Annotated in this window: 15 protein-coding genes; 6 read left to right on the top strand and 9 right to left on the bottom strand. The window is 45.9% G+C overall.

Annotated elements, in window-relative coordinates:
- The first annotated feature begins 115 nt into the window (after window positions 1-115).
- Window positions 116-1,666 carry an alkyl hydroperoxide reductase subunit F gene (gene ahpF, locus DWX23_RS22675; protein WP_122376174.1) on the top strand — a complete coding sequence of 517 codons (1,551 nt, stop codon included), beginning with the start codon at window positions 116-118 and terminating at the stop codon, window positions 1,664-1,666.
- Window positions 1,667-1,722: 56 nt separating this feature from the next.
- Here ahpF and DWX23_RS22670 read toward each other — a convergent pair whose 3' ends face one another.
- The 4 genes from DWX23_RS22670 to DWX23_RS22655 all read right to left on the bottom strand — a co-directional run bounded on the left by DWX23_RS22670 (window position 1,723) and on the right by DWX23_RS22655 (window position 9,900).
- A complete protein-coding gene (locus DWX23_RS22670; protein WP_122376173.1) occupies window positions 1,723-4,203 on the bottom strand; it encodes a prolyl oligopeptidase family serine peptidase in 2,481 nt (826 codons plus the stop codon).
- Between the two features lie 64 nt (window positions 4,204-4,267).
- Window positions 4,268-6,532, bottom strand: coding sequence for an ATP-binding protein (locus DWX23_RS22665; RefSeq protein WP_122376172.1), 2,265 nt, complete (start codon window positions 6,530-6,532; stop codon window positions 4,268-4,270).
- Between the two features lie 89 nt (window positions 6,533-6,621).
- Window positions 6,622-8,943: a glycoside hydrolase family 20 protein gene (locus DWX23_RS22660; RefSeq protein ID WP_122376171.1), complete on the bottom strand. Its 2,322-nt coding sequence runs from the start codon at window positions 8,941-8,943 to the stop codon at window positions 6,622-6,624.
- Between the two features lie 123 nt (window positions 8,944-9,066).
- Complete coding sequence (locus DWX23_RS22655) at window positions 9,067-9,900, bottom strand: MBL fold metallo-hydrolase (RefSeq protein ID WP_122376170.1); 834 nt, start codon at window positions 9,898-9,900, stop codon at window positions 9,067-9,069.
- Between the two features lie 95 nt (window positions 9,901-9,995).
- Here DWX23_RS22655 and DWX23_RS22650 point away from each other — a divergent pair, with 95 nt between their 5' ends.
- The 4 genes from DWX23_RS22650 (at window position 9,996) to DWX23_RS22635 (ending at window position 13,998) form a co-directional block, all read left to right on the top strand.
- Window positions 9,996-10,916, top strand: coding sequence for a Mur ligase family protein (locus DWX23_RS22650; protein WP_122355886.1), 921 nt, complete (start codon window positions 9,996-9,998; stop codon window positions 10,914-10,916).
- Window positions 10,917-10,918: 2 nt separating this feature from the next.
- A complete protein-coding gene (locus tag DWX23_RS22645) occupies window positions 10,919-11,467 on the top strand; it encodes a DUF4924 family protein (RefSeq protein ID WP_122355884.1) in 549 nt (182 codons plus the stop codon).
- 4 nt (window positions 11,468-11,471) lie between these two features.
- Complete coding sequence (gene rfbD, locus DWX23_RS22640) at window positions 11,472-12,332, top strand: dTDP-4-dehydrorhamnose reductase (RefSeq protein ID WP_122376169.1); 861 nt, start codon at window positions 11,472-11,474, stop codon at window positions 12,330-12,332.
- An 85-nt stretch (window positions 12,333-12,417) separates the two neighbouring features.
- Window positions 12,418-13,998: a peptide chain release factor 3 gene (locus tag DWX23_RS22635; RefSeq protein ID WP_122355880.1), complete on the top strand. Its 1,581-nt coding sequence runs from the start codon at window positions 12,418-12,420 to the stop codon at window positions 13,996-13,998.
- A 482-nt stretch (window positions 13,999-14,480) separates the two neighbouring features.
- Here the strand turns inward: DWX23_RS22635 and DWX23_RS22630 are convergent, their stop codons facing one another.
- From DWX23_RS22630 to DWX23_RS22610, 5 genes are all read right to left on the bottom strand, one after another.
- A complete protein-coding gene (locus DWX23_RS22630) occupies window positions 14,481-15,173 on the bottom strand; it encodes a YjjG family noncanonical pyrimidine nucleotidase (protein ID WP_183671166.1) in 693 nt (230 codons plus the stop codon).
- Window positions 15,173-16,045 (bottom strand): hypothetical protein, encoded by an 873-nt coding sequence (locus DWX23_RS22625; RefSeq protein ID WP_122355979.1) that lies wholly within the window; start codon window positions 16,043-16,045, stop codon window positions 15,173-15,175. Before DWX23_RS22625 ends, DWX23_RS22630 begins: the two co-directional genes overlap by 1 nt.
- Before the next feature lie 19 nt (window positions 16,046-16,064).
- The gene (gene rsmI, locus DWX23_RS22620) at window positions 16,065-16,769 is read right to left on the bottom strand and encodes a 16S rRNA (cytidine(1402)-2'-O)-methyltransferase (protein ID WP_122355876.1); all 705 of its coding nucleotides are present in this window, start codon (window positions 16,767-16,769) and stop codon (window positions 16,065-16,067) included.
- A 92-nt stretch (window positions 16,770-16,861) separates the two neighbouring features.
- Window positions 16,862-17,689 carry a hypothetical protein gene (locus DWX23_RS22615; protein ID WP_122376168.1) on the bottom strand — a complete coding sequence of 276 codons (828 nt, stop codon included), beginning with the start codon at window positions 17,687-17,689 and terminating at the stop codon, window positions 16,862-16,864.
- Between the two features lie 110 nt (window positions 17,690-17,799).
- Entirely contained in the window at window positions 17,800-19,215 is a 1,416-nt protein-coding gene (locus DWX23_RS22610; protein ID WP_122376167.1) for an ATP-dependent RecD-like DNA helicase, read from the bottom strand.
- 94 nt (window positions 19,216-19,309) lie between these two features.
- On the opposite strand from DWX23_RS22610, the gene DWX23_RS22605 reads away from it, so the two are divergent.
- A complete protein-coding gene (locus DWX23_RS22605; protein ID WP_122376166.1) occupies window positions 19,310-19,936 on the top strand; it encodes a hypothetical protein in 627 nt (208 codons plus the stop codon).
- The last annotated feature ends 8 nt before the right edge of the window (window positions 19,937-19,944 follow it).

The raw sequence follows: 19,944 nt of genomic DNA, 5'->3' as shown, positions 1-19,944 counted from the left end.
ACATATTGTCGGCCTTTTTTGTCTTTGAGGCATACTTAGTTACAGGTTCATTTGATAATAGGATAGCTCGAAGCTATCAAAGAATAAACAACTAATAATAAGGAGGATTTTAATAATGTTAGACTCTTCAATGAAAAATCAGTTATCCGGTATTTTTGCCGGACTGACGAACGAATATATGTTTGATGTTCAGGTATCCCCTGAACACGAAAACCGCAAGGAACTGTTGGAGTTGCTGAACGATGTGGCGGACTGTTCAGATAAGATCTCTGTACAGGTGGCCGACGGAGAAGGACTGGAATTTTCTTTATTGAAAAATGGAGAAAAGACCGGTATTAAATTCCGTGGTGTTCCCAATGGACATGAATTTACCTCTCTGCTGTTGGCGCTTCTGAATAGTGACGGGAAAGGAAAGAATATTCCCGACGAAAGTATCTGCAACCGCGTGAAAGCTTTGAACGGTCCGGTCAAGCTGACAACTTATGTCTCTCTAACCTGTACCAACTGTCCTGACGTAGTACAGGCTCTGAATGCTATGGCTACGCTGAACCCGGAGATCACGCATGAGATGGTGGACGGAGCGATCAATCAGGAAGAAGTGGAAGCCATGAAAGTGCAGGGTGTTCCTTCTGTCTTTGCCGACGGCAAACTGATCCATGTGGGTAGGGGCGATTTCGGTGAGCTACTCGGTAAGCTGGAAGCTCAGTATGGTATGAAAGAAACAGACCTGCCTGTGGTAGAAAAGAACTATGATGTGATCATTGTGGGCGGTGGCCCTGCCGGTAGTGCAGCTGCTATTTACACGGCGCGTAAAGGGGTGAATGTGGCAGTCGTGGCGGATCGTGTAGGCGGTCAGGTAAAGGAGACGGTGGGTATCGAGAATATGATCTCCGTTCCCCAGACGACCGGCCAGCAACTGGCACTCGACCTGATGTCGCATATGAAAGATTATCCGATCGATATCCTCGAACATCGCCGGGTAGAAAATGTGGTAGTGGAGGGCCGTGATAAAATATTGACCACTTCGACCGGAGAGAAATTGATCGCACCCGCAGTGATTGTTGCGACCGGGGCAAGCTGGCGCCGTCTGAATGTTCCCGGCGAAGCAGAGTATATCGGACGTGGTGTTGCTTTTTGCCCGCATTGCGACGGACCCTTTTATAAAGGAAAGCATGTGGCTGTAGTGGGTGGAGGTAACTCGGGAATCGAGGCGGCTATCGACCTGGCAGGTATCTGCTCGAAAGTGACTATCCTGGAATTTGCCGATGCGCTGAAAGCTGATCAGGTATTGCAAGATAAACTGAGAAGTCTGCCGAATGTGGAGATATTCATGAACTCACAGACTATGGAAGTCGTGGGTAACGGTGAGAAAGTGACCGGTATCCGTGTAAAAGATCGTCAGACGGATGAAGTGCGTACGATCGGGCTGGATGGTATATTCGTTCAGATCGGTCTGGCTGCCAATAGCGGTGCTTTCCGTGAGGTGGTGGATACGAACCGGCCGGGCGAGATCGTGATCGACAGCCATTGCCGGACAAGTGTTCCGGGTATTTATGCAGCGGGTGATGTTTCGACTGTTCCTTATAAGCAGATCATTATTTCGATGGGTGAAGGAGCGAAGGCTGCGCTGACAGCTTTCGAAGACCGGATGCGTGGGATAGTGTAACGTAACAATATATTTTATAAAAAGAGCCCCTCAGGCCATAGTCTGAGGGGCTCTTTTTATAAGGATTTAGCAGGATATAACGCCTCCCACCATTCCGGCTGTTCTTTCAGCCATTTGGCGAACCAGGCGAAGATCGTGTTATTCCATTCGGCACGTTTCTTATAATCGAATATCTGATGGTTCTGTCCTGTTACTTGTATAAAGGCTGTCTCTTTTCCTAATAACTTTAAGGCTGTGAACATCTGAATACTTTCTCCGATCGGCACATTCGTATCGACAGAACCGTGTAGGAACAGGAGCGGTGTATTGATTTTATCCGCATGGAACAACGGACTCTGCTCTACATAAATATCGCGGGCATTCCAGGGATAACTGTTAGCTGTTGCCAGCGAGCTATATGAATAACCCCAGTACCCTTCTCCCCAATAACTTGTAATATCGCTGATACCGGCATGCGAGATCGCTGCTGCGAACAGGTCTGTTTTCGTTTGCAGATATTGTGTCATGAATCCTCCGTAGGAGGCTCCGATACAGCCGATCTTCTTGGCATCCACGAAATGATGCTCTGCACAGAATTTTTTTGTTCCTTCAATGATTTCGTCTCCCGTGCGTTTTCCCCATGCATTGACGTGGCGTGCCGAAAATTCCTGTCCGAATCCTGTTGCCCCGCTGGGTTGGATGATATAAACCACATATCCCAATGCCGCATACACATGTGACGGATAACGGTTCTCCAGCGAGCGTTCTGTTGGGCTTGTTCCACCGTAATAGTTGACGATCAGCGGATATTTCTTATTCGGATCGAAATGAGGAGGTAGATAATAGCGTCCGTAAATCGTATCGCCTGCCGCTGCCTTAAAGTTCCAGTCATGTACTTCACCCAGCGTGATATCTTTGAGTATATCTTTGGAGAGGTCTTTCAGGCAGGCAGTCGTATTCTTCTTCAGGTCAACAGCGTAAAGACGTTGCGAGTTGGAAGCACTTTCTCCGAAATAAACCAGCTCCGGAGCCGATGTAGCTATCGTAAAATCCGAGAGAATATCTTCTTTTAACGGGACAGGTTTGATCTTGCCATTAGACGGATCGAGCACATAGAGGCGGACACAATCTTTATCCTCTCCCTGGAGATAGATCTGTTTATTATGGTTGTTCCAGGTAAAAGACTGGATGGACGGGTTAAAATCCTTGCTTACGGGAGTCACTTGTTTGCTATCGGGATCATAGATAAATAGTTGCCCGTCAGCCGTATTGGAGGTTTGTCCCGGTGCGATATTCAATCCGATGCCGTCAAAAGCTTCGCCTGAACCTGCGATAGCCAATTGTTTACCATCGGGAGAGAAGCAGGCGTAATTGATAAACGGATCTCTCAGTAACGCTTCTGTTTGCATGGTTTGAAGGTCCATGCGGTAAAGCGTCGTGATGCTGAAAGGGCGTTTGGTCAGTGTCCGTTCGTGGCTGGTGAATAACAGATAACGACCGTCTTGTGAGATGTCGTTGAGTGAAGTCGAATTATGCCCGTAAGTCAGGCGTTCGAAAACCCCTGTCGCCAGATCGTATTTGTGCAGGAAGGAACGGTTGCGCCATCCCGGCTGACGGTCGTCGGGAACCAGGATTTCTTCCATATCCTGGTCCTTTTTCGGCCCTTCTTCAGATACGCTGAAGAGCAGATAATCTTCGGTTGGGGAGAAGACGAACCATCCGTCGGGTAAGTTGACAGAAAGTATGTTTTCCGTTTTCGTAACAGGATCGAGGCTTACTAGTTCTTTCCCTTGCAAGCCGTTACGGGTATAATACAAACGGTTGCTTTGAGGCATCCAGTTATAATTAATGGAGTTACTTTCCATCAGGACTTGTCCGCTGGTCCGGTCGGTAACCTGTTGGTATGATTCGGTTTTACCACCCGGGAAAGTGGTCTGGTAAGCTGTCAGCAGATATTTTCCGTTAGGGGAGAGATTGACGGAACGTATACGTGTTCCGTCGAACACATCGCTGATGGTATATCTTTTTTCCGGATCGGTTGTTGCTGTAACGACAGCTTCCGATTCCGTATCGAAAGAGACTTTCAGAGAGCCTGTTTTTTCTTTTTCCGACAGATATTTGATAATGACTTCATACCGGTGAGGTTCAAGTGTCAGTGCCACTTTTCCATCCGAAGGTGTCTGCTTTTCATTATTTATATAAACCTCATACGTTTCCGGTCCTTTTATCTGCAAAGAACCCTTTACATACCGGTCGCTGTTCAGATAGAAAGAAGCCAGTCCGATATGACAGGCCTGGTTATTGTCCGGTAGCATACTTTCCCCGCTGGCATTTACCTCCAGGAATTGCATGCTTTGGCGGACATTGTTGAACGGAACGGATGTTTTCAGTAACTCTTTTTCAGTAAATTTCTTGCTGTTTACGTCGAGGCTGTCTTGCAGGAACGGCTTTTTAACTTCATAGGGGCCGGCGTATCTGAACTGTTTTACGATTACCTCTTCGGCAAACAGATTATAGCAGGAACAGATCGCCGCTAAAAGTAATATATTTCTTTTCATGGCGAATAAAATTAGATATTTGACGCAAAGGTATCTAATTTATTTCACCGGATGGCTTTTGTCTTTATTCAACTTTCATTGTAAACCAGAATAAAGTACCTTCTCCTTCCGTCGACTCCACACCGATCTCTCCGCCGAGTTTTTCAACAATCGTTTTACAAATGGAAAGTCCGAGCCCAGTACCTTGCTGGAAATTATTCAGTTTGACAAAGCGTCCGAATACCGAATCTATTTTATCGGCAGGAATGCCGCAGCCGGTATCTTCTACATAGAAACGCAGCATCTTACCTTCTTGCCGGTAACCGAAACGGATATTTCCCCGGGTGGTGAACTTCATGGAGTTGTTCAATAAATTGGTGATGATCTGGGTCAGGCGGTTACGCTCCGTATGGATGATACACTGAGGTAAACGTTCCTCAAAAGAGATTTGAACTTCCGGATGCCGGTTACGGATATGGTAACTTTGCTCTATTTCCGTTAATAGACTGTTCAGGTCTACATCGGAATAAGTAAATTCGAGTGTTCCCGCTTCTATTTTGGACAGGTCGAGTATGTCATTGATCAGCCGGAGCAATAGTTCATTATTATTCTCGATGATCCGGATGAACTCTTCTCTTTCTCCCTGATTCTCTTCATAGGCGAGCAGATTGGAAAAACCGATGATTGCGTTTAGCGGAGTGCGGATTTCATGACTCATATTAGCCAGAAAGGCGGACTTGAGGCGGTTCGCTTCCTCCGCTTTTTCACGTTCGCGGATTTCCTGTTCTATCTTTTTGCGTAAGTTCAGGCTCTGCTGGGCTTCCGTCTTGTCGATGCAGAATATATCGACAACATTTTCTGTGTCCGGAAAAATCAATACATCGAAGAAAGATGTTTTTCCTTCTTTGTCTTCTACTGGAAATAGGCCGCTGTGGTTGATTCCCATATTATCTATGAACTGGAGTTTAGGAAACTTCTGTTTTATCTGTGAAAAATGTTTACCTATCACTTCTTCGCGGGAACAGCCGAAAAACTTCTCATAAGCCCGGTTGATATTTACGAAAATAAAATCGTTGGGTTCTCTTTTTTCGTTAGAGATGATTCGCTGACGGATATAAATGACCGGCATATTGTCTATCATACGTCTGAAACCGGCGAGCAGTTCATACTCGCGTATCTTTTGCTGGCGCTTTTGCCAGTAGAAACGGAGTCTCATGACGAGGATGACGATCATGGCGCAGAAAAGAGCGGCGATGCAGATCATAGCCAGCTTGTTCCGTTCATAGAAATTGGGAGGACGCTGGTAATAGACTGCATCCCCGGGATAGAGGTTGCTGTCGGTATTGTGTGATTTCAGATGGGGATAGTTCAGGTAAGTTCGTGCTTTACCACCGGGATGCGGCTGAATATCGCGGGCAGGAATACCTTCGATTATTTTCTGTAACGTACGGGTCGTTTCGTGGCTGAAGTCGGATAACGAGATGTAATATCCTCCGGCAAAGTAACCGGTTTCCACTTGCTGGTCTGCGATGGTGAAGACCGGATAATGGGAAAATCCGTAAACGACCCGTTGTATATTGTCGTTCAGGTAATTGTCTTTGTTTTGAAGATGTTTCGAAAACCAGGAATAATATAAAATACCGGTTTCTTTGTTATAACGCGAGATCGTGTCGAGTAATTGTTCGGTGGAAAGCCGGGTAGTGGTAAGAAGGTGCAGTTTCAGAGAAGGAAAATGAGTCGACATAGTCTGTTCGACTTCTTTTTGTGCGCACAGGCTGATATAACGGTTGTCGGATATGAAAGCTATATTCCTGATATCCGGTTGTATATGTTGCATGAGTTCAAGAGTTTCCCGGATATAAAAGGGTTGGTATAAAGCCGTTATATTATAACCTTTCATAAGTTGGCCGGCAGGTACGAGTTGTCGGTCGGATAGGTTCCGCGAAAGGAGATTCTCCAGACTGGCGGGCATTGATTCACGTGAATAACAGATCAGGATAGGGATATCCTTCCACTCGTCATCGAATAACGGACGGCATACCAGCCATCCGGGATCGCCTATGAAGACAACGACTTTGGGACACTGGGGGAATTTTTCCAGTAATGAATTTCTTTTGGCCGCAGCTTCTTCTGCGTTTGCAATGGTCGGGACCATCAACTCTTCCGCTTTGACTGCGTATGGCGACTCGTCGAATGATTTGCAGATAGACTGATAGATTCCGTTAGTCCAGGCTTCATCGAAATTGACGGAGTTCAGAACAAGAATATATTCCTGGTCATCTTGATTTTTGGAACTTGCCAGTGTGAAGAAGTATAAGAGGAAGCTTAGTGTGATGATTGTCCTTCGCATGAAACCAGTGTGGATTTTAAGCAAAAAAGCCGGTTAAAGCTTACGTCGGGAAGAGGTAAGTCTTTAACCGGCTCTGTGTTGATAGTACCCTATTGAATAATAATTTCGTCTACAAACAGGTAGGCTGGATTGCCTGCGCCACCGTGCCATGCCGGCAGCTTGTCACTCTTGATAATCACTTCTACATAACGGGCTTTAACCGGTGCAAAAGTAACTTCCTGCGGATAGATGCCGTCTTTATCCGATTGCTTCAATGAAGGGATTGTCTTGGATACAACCTCTTTGAAGTTCTTTCCGTCTTCGGAAACCTTAACGGTAACTCCTGCTGCTCCCATGATCCAGTCGCCTTTCACCACATTGGTATTGAAAGCCACCTGGCTGATTTCGACCGGTTGTTTCAGGTCGATAGCAGCATCCAGGTCTTTCCCCTGGAAGCCCAGCCAACGTCCGGTTTTATAGTTCGTATCACCTGTCAGGCCGTCTGTCATTTCAGGACCGCCTTTGAACTCATACCCTCTGCTCGGAGCAACCCGCAAGGTAACCGGCTTTGCTGTCGATTTGCTGAAGGTGATTTTTTCAGAGAATACGCGGCTGTTACCTGCAGGACGTACCACAACGGCTTTTATCGTTGCATTTTCTTTGATCCTTACCGGTGTATCGTATTTATTGCTTGCACTTGTCGGTTCGCTGCCGTCCAGTGTATAATAAATATCGCCGTCACCCATTGTAGACAGATCGACAACGACTTCGCCGTTTTCCGTATCAGTGGTGAATTCGGCATGGATATCGAAGATATTCTTGGCATAATTGTATCCCAGACGGTCGTACAGCTTGGTCATGCGAACCAGACGGGGCAGGAAGCTCTGATATTCTTTCTTACTCGGATCGGTCCACTGCACTTCAGCCAAAGCAGCCATACGAGGCATAACCATGTATTCAACCTGTGAGAAGGTCGGGATATATTCGGTCCAGAGATTTGCCTGTACGCCGATCACGTATTTTTTATATTCATCCGGGATACCGGCAGTCGGTTCCAGTGAATAAACCCGTTCCAGAGGAAGATAACCACCGATAGCCATCGGTTCGTTCTCCGTATCGGTAGACTGGTAATAGTCGAAATAAAGGTAAGTGTTCGGGGTCATGATCACATTGTGATGTTGTTTGGCCGCTTCGATGCCGCCATCCACTCCGCGCCAGCTCATAACGGTGGCATTCGGTGCCAGACCGCCTTCCAGAATCTCGTCCCAGCCGATAATATGGCGGCCTTTGCTTTCCACGAATTTCTCCATTTGCGAGATCACGGAGCTTTGCAGATATTCTTCTGCACTGTGTTTTTTATCTCCTTTAATGCCTTCCGCTTTAATCCTTGCCTGACATTTCGGGCAGGTTTTCCAGCGTATTTTCGGGCATTCGTCACCGCCGATGTGGATGTATTCGGACGGGAACAGGTCGATCACTTCCGAGAGCACGTCTTCCAGGAACTGCATTGATTTCTCATTTCCTGCACAGATCACATCTTCTGAAACTCCCCATTGTTGCCATACGTCATACGGACCGCCTGTACAACCCAGTTCCGGGTAAGTAGCCAACGCAGCCTGCTGATGTCCCGGCAGGTCGATTTCAGGAATGATCGTGATAAAACGTTCTTTGGCATAAGCGATCACATCACGGATCTCGTCCTGGGTATAGAAACCACCGTAAGGTTTGCCGTCATATTCGCCGGAGTTATGTCCGATCACGGTTTGTTTGCGTTGAGAACCTATTTTTGTAAGTTCCGGATATTTCTTGATCTCGATACGCCATCCCTGGTCGTCTGTCAGATGCCAGTGGAAAGTGTTCATATTATGTAAAGCCAGTATGTCGATGTACTTTTTGACAGAGTCAGCCGGGAAGAAATGACGGGAAACATCCAGGTGCATACCCCGATAGGCAAAACGAGGATAATCGTTGATCGTGACAGCCGGAAGTTCTATATTCATGCCTTCGGCAACTGCGGGGATCGACTTGCGTAAAGTTTGTACGCCATAGAAAACACCGGCTTCGGTCGCTCCGGCCAGTTCAATGCCTTCGGGAGTAACTGTCAGTCGGTAACCTTCCGGATTGGAGATGCTTTTGTCAATCGAAAGATGGATCGGCTTTGAGCTTTTTGCCGTAGCCACTTTCGGGGCATAACCGGTTGCTTCTTTAATATAAGAAGCCAGAAACTCGCCAGCTTGTTTTAGCAGATCATTCCCTTCGGGGTAAATGATAGAAGTAGAAGGCGTTAATACGAAAGAGCCTCCATTGGTGATGGAAACTTCCTGGGGAAGTGGGATAATTCCGTAATCGCCTTTAGCGACTTTTCCGTCGGAACATGCCATCATTCCCGCAAAAGCTGCACAAAGCAGCGTTAATTTGCTTAGTTTATTCATGCGTCGTAAAAAGTTATAAATGATACTGTTTTTTTCTTGTATTTATGATCTGTCTTAGAGATTGTTTCCAAAGATAGTGATTTATTTTATACCTGATATAATTCTCGTTCTTAATCGACGAAGTTACTGTGTTTCTATCGTTTTATCCTTTTTGAAAAAGTCTTTTACTTTTTTTACTGTACTGCATTTGATGTACGCATCATGGCAATAAATGAGTGCTTGCCTTTCGAGGGCTGCTTCTTCCAGTAGGCGTATTTTTTCCTGATAAGAAGTGACCGGAAATGTGTCGTAAGCAGATATCCATTCCGGAGAAACGCTGGCAGCCAGCGGGATCACATCGCCGGCAAAGACAAAGGTCTGTTCGGGTGTCCGGATATAAGGAACGATCTGTCCCGGTGTGTGTCCGTCGAAAAGACGCAGGTCTATACCCGGACAAAGTTCCGTATCGGTATCGATAAGGCGTAACAACCCCTTGTCTGCTATCGCCTGCATATTTTCAATAAAATAAGAATCCTTTTCCAATGCATTCGGGTGGAGGAAATTCTCCCATTGTCTGCGGCTGACCCAGTAGGTCGCATTGGGAAAAGCCAGATAGATTTCTCCGGTCTCTTCATTTTTCAGGGTCGAATAGCCACAATGATCAAAATGCAGATGGGTGAGAACGACATCTGTTACCTGTTCCGGTGAAATGTCCCGTTTTTGTAATTCTTCCCCGAGGTCGACAAGATCGAAGAAGTTATAATAGCCCAGTTGCTTGAGATGTTTTGTGCCTGCTCCGGTATCGATGAGGACCACTTTTTCGGGAACGTTTGATAGTAGCAGGCTTCTCATCGCCAGGACGCAGCCGTTCGTTTCATTACTCGGATAACGCCGGCTCCATGCCGTTTTAGGAATAGCTCCGAACATGGCTCCGCCATCTGCATAAAAGTACCCGGTATCGATTATCTGTATATCCATTTCACTTTTTTTGTGTCAAATATAAGCATGTTTTTTCTATTACTGTTATGGTGAACCTTAATGAAAATGTGTACATTTGCGACAAAATCTAAGCGATGCGAAAAGTTCATTTAATCTCCGTGACCGAACCTCTTGTGCTTGATTTGGCTTTGGCTATTCATGAAAAGGGATATGACGTGAGTGTTTCAGGTGACGGTATAGCAGAGGAAGTGATAGCAAAGCTACACGCCGCAGGTTGTACATGTCATGGAGACGGTTGGTTTCCGGAGAGATTAACAAAGGATAATAATTTTGTCGTTTTGGGCGCTACTGTCAAGCAGGATAACCCGGAATTGATAAAAGCTAAGGAATTGGGGTTATTAATTCTCTCTATACCTGAATTCATTTTTCAGCGAACCAAAGAGAAGACTCGGGTAGTTGTTGCGGGAAGCCGTGGAAAGAAAACAATTATCTCGATGATTATTTATGCCCTTCAGCGGCAGAAACTGGCCTTCGATTATGCCCTGACCAGCGAAATCCCTTTGTTGCCGAATCGGGTACATATGAGCTATGAAGCACGTATAGCCCTGATCGAAGGGGATGAGCATGTTACATCCGCATTGGAAAAACGTTTTCAACTGGAATTCTACCGTCCTCATATTGCCATACTGACCAATCTGTCATGGACACCGGAAACAGACCATGACAGTCCGGATGCTTATTACGGTACGTTCAGGAACTTCATAACCCTGATCGAACGTTCCGGCAAGCTGATCTATTTTGAAGGCGATCCGGCTGTGAGACAGTTGGCGGAAGAGGTGCGTGAAGACATTACCGCCATTTCTTACGGCCAGCATCCGGTGATCGAAAAAGACGGGGCTACTTTCCTGCAGACCCGTTACGGAGATTTCCCGATACGGATACCGGACAACTATTTTCTGACGAATCTGAACGCAGCGCGCCTGGCATGCCGCCAGTTAGGTGTTAAAGATGCCGATTTTTATCGGGCGATATCTGAATATAGTGTATCTTTGTAGCTATGATTATAGCGAGACAAAAAAGAAAAGAAAATATAGCCGAGTATTTATTATACATGTGGCAGGTGGAAGACCTGATACGTGCCAATCAGTTTGATCTCGATTCGATCCGCCGGACGGTGATCGCCCAATACGATCAACCGGACGAAGTGAAAGAGGAGATAGCCAAATGGTATGAAGAACTGATCGATATGATGCGTAGCGAAGGAGTCATGGAAAAAGGACATATTCAGTTGAATAAGAATGTGATCATTGCCCTGACCGACCTGCACCTGCGATTGCTGAAATCCCCGAAAGAAATGGTTTACGGGGCGGCTTATTATAAAACGCTTCCTTATATAGTACAACTTAGGGCAAAGTCCGGGGGTGAAGATTTACCGGAACTGGAAACCTGTTTTAACGCAATCTATGGCTATCTGCTTCTTCGTATGCAGGGAAAAACCGTCAGTTCGGAAACACAGGAGGCGATCAAACAGATCAGTTCTTTCCTGGCTCTTTTGGCCGAGAAGTATCGTGAAGATATGAACGGTGATTTGAAATTAGAAGATTAATGAAATGAAAACATTATTAGTAACCGGTGCCAACGGGCAACTGGGCAATTCGATCCGCCTGCTGGCAAAGAACTATTCAGGATACAATTTCCTTTTTACGGATGTCGATACATTGGACATTACAGACCCTGCTGCCGTGCGGGCAATGATCAAGGACAACCGGGTCGATTATGTGTTGAACTGTGCCGCTTATACGGCTGTCGACAAGGCAGAGGAAGATGAAGCCCTGTGCCGCCGCATCAATGCTTTTGCAGTCGGTGTATTGGGGGAAGCAGCGCACGAAGCCGGAGCTAAAATGATCCATGTCTCAACCGATTATGTATTTAACGGAACGGGTTACCGCCCTTATGTGGAAACAGATGCCACTCGTCCGGTTTCGGCTTATGGTCGTACCAAACTCGCCGGTGAAGAGATACTGCAGGAGGTTTGTCCCGATGCGGTTATTATCCGTACGGCCTGGTTATATTCCGAGTTCGGCAATAATTTCGTGAAGACTGTGCTCCGTCTGGGTAAAGAACGCGATGAGTTAGGCTTTGTCTTCGACCAGATCGGGACGCCGACTTATGCCGGTGACCTGGCTGCTGCCATGCTGGCGGTGGTGACATCCGATGAGCGGAACGCTTTCGTACCGGGTATTTATCATTTCTCGAACGAGGGTGTTTGCAGTTGGTATGATTTTACAGTGAAGATCCTTCAGATCGCCGGGATCGATTGCCGTGTCTTGCCGATCGAAACGAAAGATTATCCGACAAAGGCCGTACGTCCTCCCTATAGTGTATTGAATAAGAGAAAGATAAAAGAAACATACGGTGTCGCTATCCCGCATTGGGAAGAGAGCCTTCGCCTTTGCATGAATAAATTGTAGGGTGTTGATAACCCTGTTGATATGTTGATAAGTATGTTGATAACTCTGTTCATAACCCTGTTTGAAATAAAATAAAGATATAAAAATGAGTCAGTATTCAGAAGAGATTAAAAGAAGAAGAACGTTTGCTATTGTCAGCCACCCGGATGCCGGTAAAACCACATTAACGGAAAAACTGTTGTTGTTCGGTGGTGCGATCCATGTGGCCGGTGCCGTAAAATCCAACAAGATCAAAAAGACGGCTACCTCCGACTGGATGGAAATAGAAAAACAACGTGGAATCTCCGTTGCAACCTCTGTGATGGCTTTCGACTATGACAATCATAAGGTAAATATCCTCGATACTCCCGGTCACCAGGATTTCGCCGAAGATACTTTTCGTACGTTAACTGCCGTAGACAGTGTAATTATCGTGATCGACATTGCCAAAGGTGTGGAAGCACAGACCCGTAAGTTGATGGAAGTTTGCCGTATGCGCAAAACGCCGGTGATCGTGTTTGTCAACAAGATGGACCGTGACGGTAAAGATCCTTTCGATCTTCTGGATGAGATTGAAGAAGAACTGCATATCAACGTACGCCCTTTAAGCTGGCCGATCGATATGGGACAGCGTTTCAAAGGGGTATATAATATATATGAACAGAAACTCGACCTCTACACGCCGAGTAAACAGTATGTGACGGAGAAGATCGAGTTCAACGATATAAACAACCCGGAACTGGAAAACCATATCGGCGATACGCTGGCCGAAAAGCTTCGTGCAGATATCGAACTGATTGAAGGCGTTTATCCGGAGTTCGATGTGGATACGTATCTGCGGGGAGACATCGCTCCTGTCTTTTTCGGTTCTGCCCTGAACAACTTCGGTGTGAAGGAACTGCTGGATTGTTTTATCAAGATCGCACCGTCTCCCCGTCCTATCCAGGCGGTAGAACGTGTCGTTGAGCCGGAAGAGGATAACTTTACCGGTTTCATATTCAAGATCCACGCGAATATGGACCCGAATCACCGCAGTTGTATTGCTTTCGTAAAGATCTGTTCCGGTCGTTTCGAACGTAATGCTCCTTATAAACATGTTCGCTTCGGTAAACAACTGCGTTTCAGCAGCCCGACTGCTTTTATGGCACAGAAGAAAGAAACGGTGGACGAAGCGTTTGCAGGCGACATCATCGGTTTGCCGGATACGGGTAATTTTAAGATCGGCGATACGCTGACTGCCGGTGAAGAGCTTCATTTCAAAGGGTTGCCCAGCTTCTCGCCGGAGATGTTCAAATACATTGAAAATGCCGACCCGATGAAAGCCAAGCAGTTGAATAAGGGGATCGAACAGTTGATGGACGAAGGGGTTGCACAGCTCTTTACCAACCAGTTCAATGGCCGTAAGATTATCGGTACGGTCGGACAATTGCAGTTTGAAGTAATCCAGTACCGTTTGTTACATGAATATGGTGCCCAGTGTAAATGGGAACCGATCAGTCTTTATAAAGCTTGCTGGATTGAAAGTGACAATCAGGTCGCTTTGGATAATTTCAAGAAGCGTAAATCGCAGTATATGGCGCTTGACAAAGAAGGCCGTGATGTTTATCTGGCCGATTCCGGTTATGTACTGACCATGGCACAACAGGATTTCCCGGATATCAAGTTCCATTTTACGTCGGAATTTTAAGGAGAGGGGGATAATGTGCCAATAAGCCAATGTGCTAATGGGGATAGTTACTTACCTGCTACATACGAGAACTTATTATGTACGTTTCAGCCTTCAGGAGCTCACTCTCTTTGATAATCATGGCTCAATCCTGAAGGGTGAAAATATGATGACGCGTTTTATTCTCCTTTCAGGATAATGCTTTGTAAATCAATGCGGAGAAGTGACTGAAGGCTGAAACGTGACTTTATGGATCTCGCTTGTAGAAGTCATTTCGGGTAGCTGTTGCAGTCATTTCCAGTAGTTGCTGCAGTCATGAAAAATCGCTGCGGCACTCATTTGAAATGGTTGCCTACCCGTTCCGGAATGGCTGCCTATCCGTTCTGAAAAAGGCGTAAGCTTTTCGACAAAAAGACGTAAGCTTTTTCTTTGGAGGTTTCATCTTTTTCTATATTCGATCGTGAAGTCCAACTGTCACTTGTCATCTGTCAACTGAAAAAGGTCTATAATATCCCTTTTATTTCCTCCAGACGTTTAACTGTATAGGTAGGGGTAAACTCCTGGGGCGGCAGATCCTGCGGATTGAACCAAAGCTGGTCTATCCGTGATTGGTGGGCGCCGAATATGTCGGCCTCGAAACAGTCGCCGATCATCAGCGTTTCATTGCGTCGGGAATTGGTATTGATCAGGGCAAAATCGAAAATACCCTTATGAGGCTTCTGTATACCGGCATCTTCCGAGAGGATCATCCGGGTAAAGTAGGGAGCCAGTCCGGAGTTGCGCAGTTTCTTGTCCTGTACTTCACGGAAACCATTCGATAAGATGTACATGCGGTAGGAGGGGCGAAGATATTCCAGTAACTCGATCGCTCCGGGGACCAGTCCGGTCTTGGTTGTCGTACGTTGTAGGAAATCATTATTGACAGCCAGCACCGATTGGGTATCCTCAATACCCAGCGGACGAAGCACGTAACGGAAGCGGTCGATGATAAGCGTTTGACGGTCGATCTCTCCTGCGCGATATTGCTTCCACAACAGTTCATTGTGCGGCCAATAGATAGCGAAGAAAGCCTCGAAGGAGGCATAATACCGGTCAAAGTGGTGATCGGTATAAAGCTCTTCGAGGCATTTTTTATTGTTATGGTACGTATCCCAAAGGGTATCGTCCAGATCTATAAAGAGATTTTTGTATTTCATTATCCTACTTCAATAACCAGATATTTACCCAGGCTCCAGAATGTTTTCGGGTCTGTGATATTCAATGTCAGATTACCGTCTTCGTCTTTTACGAATTCGTAAGAACCTTCCGGATGGTTGGATTTCAGTTTGGCTTTAGCTGCGAATAGAGGGATTTCCTTCACTTCGCGAATATCGACAGAGATAAAATAATCTTTGTTGAAGCCACTTTGTAATACTTTTGATTTAGAGAAGAGGCCACCGCCGGAAAGGATCTTTTGGTCTTTCAACTCTTTTCCCGTACCGAAGCAATAGTAGGCCGTGTTGAGTGCCTTATCCTGTTCGCCTAATTTTTCAGACTGGGCGGCAGCAGTTGTTGCCAGGCTTTCGACATCTTCATTCAGGGAAGATACCATTTCGTCCAGTTCCTGGATGCGGACATTCTTCTTTGCCAGGTCTTCCTGCAGGGCGACGATCATCGTTGCCTTCTGGTCCAGTTCGGAGGAAAGACGGTTGATCGTTTTCTTCAGGGCTGCCGATTGGATACCGCTTTTTTTCAGCTTGTCTTCCAGCTGGCTGATCGTTTCTTTATTCTTTTTCAGTGTCTCACTGATCAGCTGCATGTTCTGCTTGATTTGTTCGCGGTTACTTTTGCTGAATTCGCCACCTGTTTGTTGCTGTAGATTCAGATAGTTTTCAGCATCGCGGATAGACTGTATGTCTGCCTCTACATCATTCAATGTAGTCAGGATTTCATTCATCTCGCTGGTCGATTTCATATTCTCTATCTTCAGAGAATCGTTTTCTGCCTTCAGCTTTTTGTATTCGGCTGAATTTTGTCCGCAGGATACCAGTAATGTTGCGCAGGTGCAAGCTAATAATAACTTCTTCATGTTCTTTTTGTTTTTTGAGTTAAACATCTTTTTCTGTCTCTTTTTCCTTTTTATCTTTTAAGCCTGCTAATACTATAACAATCTCACCCCTCGGTTCGTTCACGGTAAAGTGTGCTATAACCTCTTCCAGGGTTCCGCGGACAGTCTCTTCGTGCAGCTTGGATATTTCGCGTGACACGGATACTTGTCGGTCGGTCCCGAAGAATTCGGCTAGTTGGGTAAGCGTCTTTACCAACCGGAAAGGGGATTCGTAAAAAATAAGGGTCCTGTATTCGACGGATAGTTCCTTCAAGCGGGTCTGACGACCTTTCTTCTGGGGAAGGAATCCTTCGAAACAGAATTTCTCGTTCGGTAACCCGGAGGCTACCAGTGCCGGAACAAATGCGGTTGCTCCCGGCAAACATTCCACGTCGACGCCTTGTCGTACACATTCCCTGACCAGCATAAAGCCGGGATCGGAGATGGCGGGCGTTCCGGCATCCGACACAAGGGCTATGTTTTCACCTCCTTTGATACGGGAGGCGATCTGTTCCACCGTCTTGTGTTCGTTGAACTTATGGTGCGACTGCATTTTGTTCTGTATCTCAAAATGTTTCAGCAGGATACCGGTCGTACGTGTGTCTTCGGCCAGGATCAGGTCAGCTTCCTTCAACACACGGATGGCCCGGAAGGTCATATCTTCCAGGTTTCCTACGGGAGTCGGTACAACTGTTAACTTTGCCATAATCTTTTTTAGTTGACAGTCGACAGTTGACAAGTGACAGTTAAAATACAGTCCTTAAAACTGTCAACTGTCATTTGTCAGCTGTCAACTGATTAAAGGAATCGTTTCTCCAACAATTTGAGGAAATCGGCTACGGCTTCATCCTCAATATTCCATTTCAGTTCGTTATTCAGATAGGTTACCGACTCCTCGTACGAATGAATATCGTTGAGGTCGGTAATCGCTTTGTTCATTTTATCTTCATTGCCACCGAACAGCTCGCGGCGGAAGCGGAAGCGGTCGTTCAGGCTGAAAGCCTTGCGGAAGTCAGACAGATTCTTTTTTTCCAGTATGTCGCTGAGGAAAACCCCTTGTTTGTCTGCCACAACTGTTTTGTGAGGTGTCTCGAGCTGTATTTTGTGTTCGGTTGCCTGTGCCGGTTCAGATAACCTGGGGGCCGGTTGTACGGATTCAGGTTGTACCTGCTCCGGCTGTACGGTGGTAATCGGTTCCGGTGTCACTATTTCCGGTTGATGGACCTCCGCTTGTTCGATAACCACTTTTTCCTCTATCTTTTCTTCCGGAATAATCTCTTGTTGCTCGATGATGACTTTCCTGGTTGGTGCAACTTCCGGTTCCGGAATGATTACAGTTTCTGTAACCGGTTCTTCTTTTATTTCCGTTTCGGGAACCGGGATCGTTGTCGCGGCCGGATTGGGCAGCGACTGGATCAATGCTTGATGGGCTTCCATTTGTTTACGTAACATTTCAATCTGTGCCGTTTCCAGCGAATGAAGGTCATTCAGTATTTTATGTGTCAGATTGAACGTCTGGCTAAAGAAGGACACCGGATATACCTCTGCATCGCGCATACCGGCAATCAACGTCTCAAGTTCCTTGATGTCAAGTAACAGATAATCTATTTTTTCTTTATTTGCCATTTCTGAATTTATGCTTAACGGGGAGTGTAATAACAACGCCCCGGTTTATATTGCAACAAAAATAACTATTTTATTTATGTAACGTACTTAATATGTAAAAAAGTGTGCTGTTACTCAACAAATTCATCCGGTAAATTAACTAAATACAGTCGGTGGGTGGCACGGGTGAAAGCGGTGTACAGCCATCGGTAGAAATCTTCTCCCAGCATTTCTTCCGTCATATAGCCGATATCGAGGAAGACGTTCATCCACTGTCCGCCCTGTGCCTTGTGGCAGGTGATGGCATAGGCATATTTTACCTGTACGACATTATAGTGCGGATCGGCTTTCATCTTTTTCATTTTACCCGCCTTGGTTGGAATGTCGTCGTAGTCTTCGAGGATCGTATAGAACAACTTGTCGTTAAGCTCCTTAGGCAGGGCGGGCGAATCGGTCTGCAAGGTGTCGAGCAGGATTTTTATATCCAGTTCGAGGTCGTAATCCTGAAAACGGACGGTAACGTCGGCAAAGCGGAAACCATAGAGTTCGGTTGTCCGTTTTACACGGACAACCTGGATGATTTCGCCATTGGCAATAAAATCCATTTCTTTGCAATCGTTGGTCCAGAAATAGTTATTCTTGGCGACCATCAGCCGGTCGCCCGATGATAATTCTTCTTCTCTGTATAGGATACGGTTGCGTATCCCGTTATTGTAGATCGTAGCTCGTTTGTTAGAGCGGGTGATGATCATTGTGTCTTCTATCCCGTCACGGCTATAGGCCGCTGATATTTCTTCGATCAGTTCATCCCCGTTGATCTTTCGGAAGTCTGTAAAACCTTTCAGGTGGAGCTTGGGATATATCTCGACTTCGTTGTTACGCAGTGCATCCCGTAAACGGGTGGCATTGAGCAATATACCTGAATCCCCGCTTTGTCTGACAACTTGTGTCAGGACGATTTCCTGCACCTGCAGATTGTATCCCCTGAGTATTTCCGGGTTCAGAGCCGGGCTTTCCGTCTGCATGACCGGCGGTAGCTGTGCCACGTCGCCCATCAGGATCAACCGGCAGTTTTCTCCCGAGTAAACATATTGTATCAGGTCATCGAGTAACCGTCCCGTACCGAAAGAGATTGAGTCTAAACCGTCGTTCGATATCATGGACGCTTCATCAACAATAAATAACGTATCTTTATGTAAATTATCAGCCGGCATGAATCCGGTAGGCTCATTGGAGAAGGCCTTCTGGCGGTATATTTTTTTATGGATCGTAAATGCTTTCTGGCCGGAATAGTTAGAAAATACTTTGGCTGCCCTACCGGTGGGGGCGAGCAAAAACGTTTTTTGCTTCAGTTCGGTCAGGGTTTTGACCAGGGCGCCGACCAACGATGTTTTTCCCGTTCCGGCGTACCCTTTCAGCAACAAAAGGGTGTCTGATTCCGTCGAAAGCAGAAAATCCGTGAGCGTTTTCAGGGCAGAAAACTGGTCTTCAGTAGGATTATGTGGAAAATTTTGTGTAATTTGGCGGCTTAAATAACTATTTATCATTTTGATTGCAATAATTTTGGTGATAAAGGTAGTGTATTAAATATTCTTTTTTAAATTTGCCGAACGAAATAAATTCAAAAAAACAATACAAACCATGAAAGTTACATTAAAGATTTTATTAGCTGCTGCAGTTCTCCTGCTAGTTTACATGTGCTATAGAAGCATTATGACGCCGATCGAATTCAATGCAGAAAAAGATACGCGTGAAAATGCTATCAAGGCTCGTCTGGTCGATATCCGTAAAGCTCAGATCGAGTATAAGAATGTGTACAAAACGCATGCAGGTAGTTTCAACGACTTGGTTAAGTTCCTGAAGGATGACAAACTTCCGTTCTTGATCAAAGAAGGTGTTTTGACTGACGAGCAGTTGGAAAAAGGTATGACTGAGAAGGAAGCTGTGAAGAAAGGTTTGATCAGACGTGATACTATTTGGGTTGTAGCAAAAGATACATTGTTCGGTAAAAATTACAATGTAGACGATTTGGCAAACGTTCCGGGAACAAGCGTGAAGTTCTCTATGGATACAGCAACTCTGACTTCCGGTTCAGGTTATACTGTAAAAGTATTTGAAGCAGGCGTTAAGTATGACGATTATCTGGGTGACCTCGACAAACAGTTGGTTGTGAACCTGAAGGATAAGGCTGAAAAGCTGGAAAAATATCCGGGTTTGCGTGTCGGTTCACTGACTGAAATTAATAACAACGCAGGTAACTGGGAATAATCGATTGC

This window comes from Parabacteroides sp. AF18-52 (assembly GCF_003479145.1).
Classification (GTDB): Bacteria; Bacteroidota; Bacteroidia; order Bacteroidales; family Tannerellaceae; genus Parabacteroides; species Parabacteroides faecis.
Note: the sequence above shows the minus strand (reverse complement) of the source record. Positions and strands in the feature narration are given on the sequence as shown.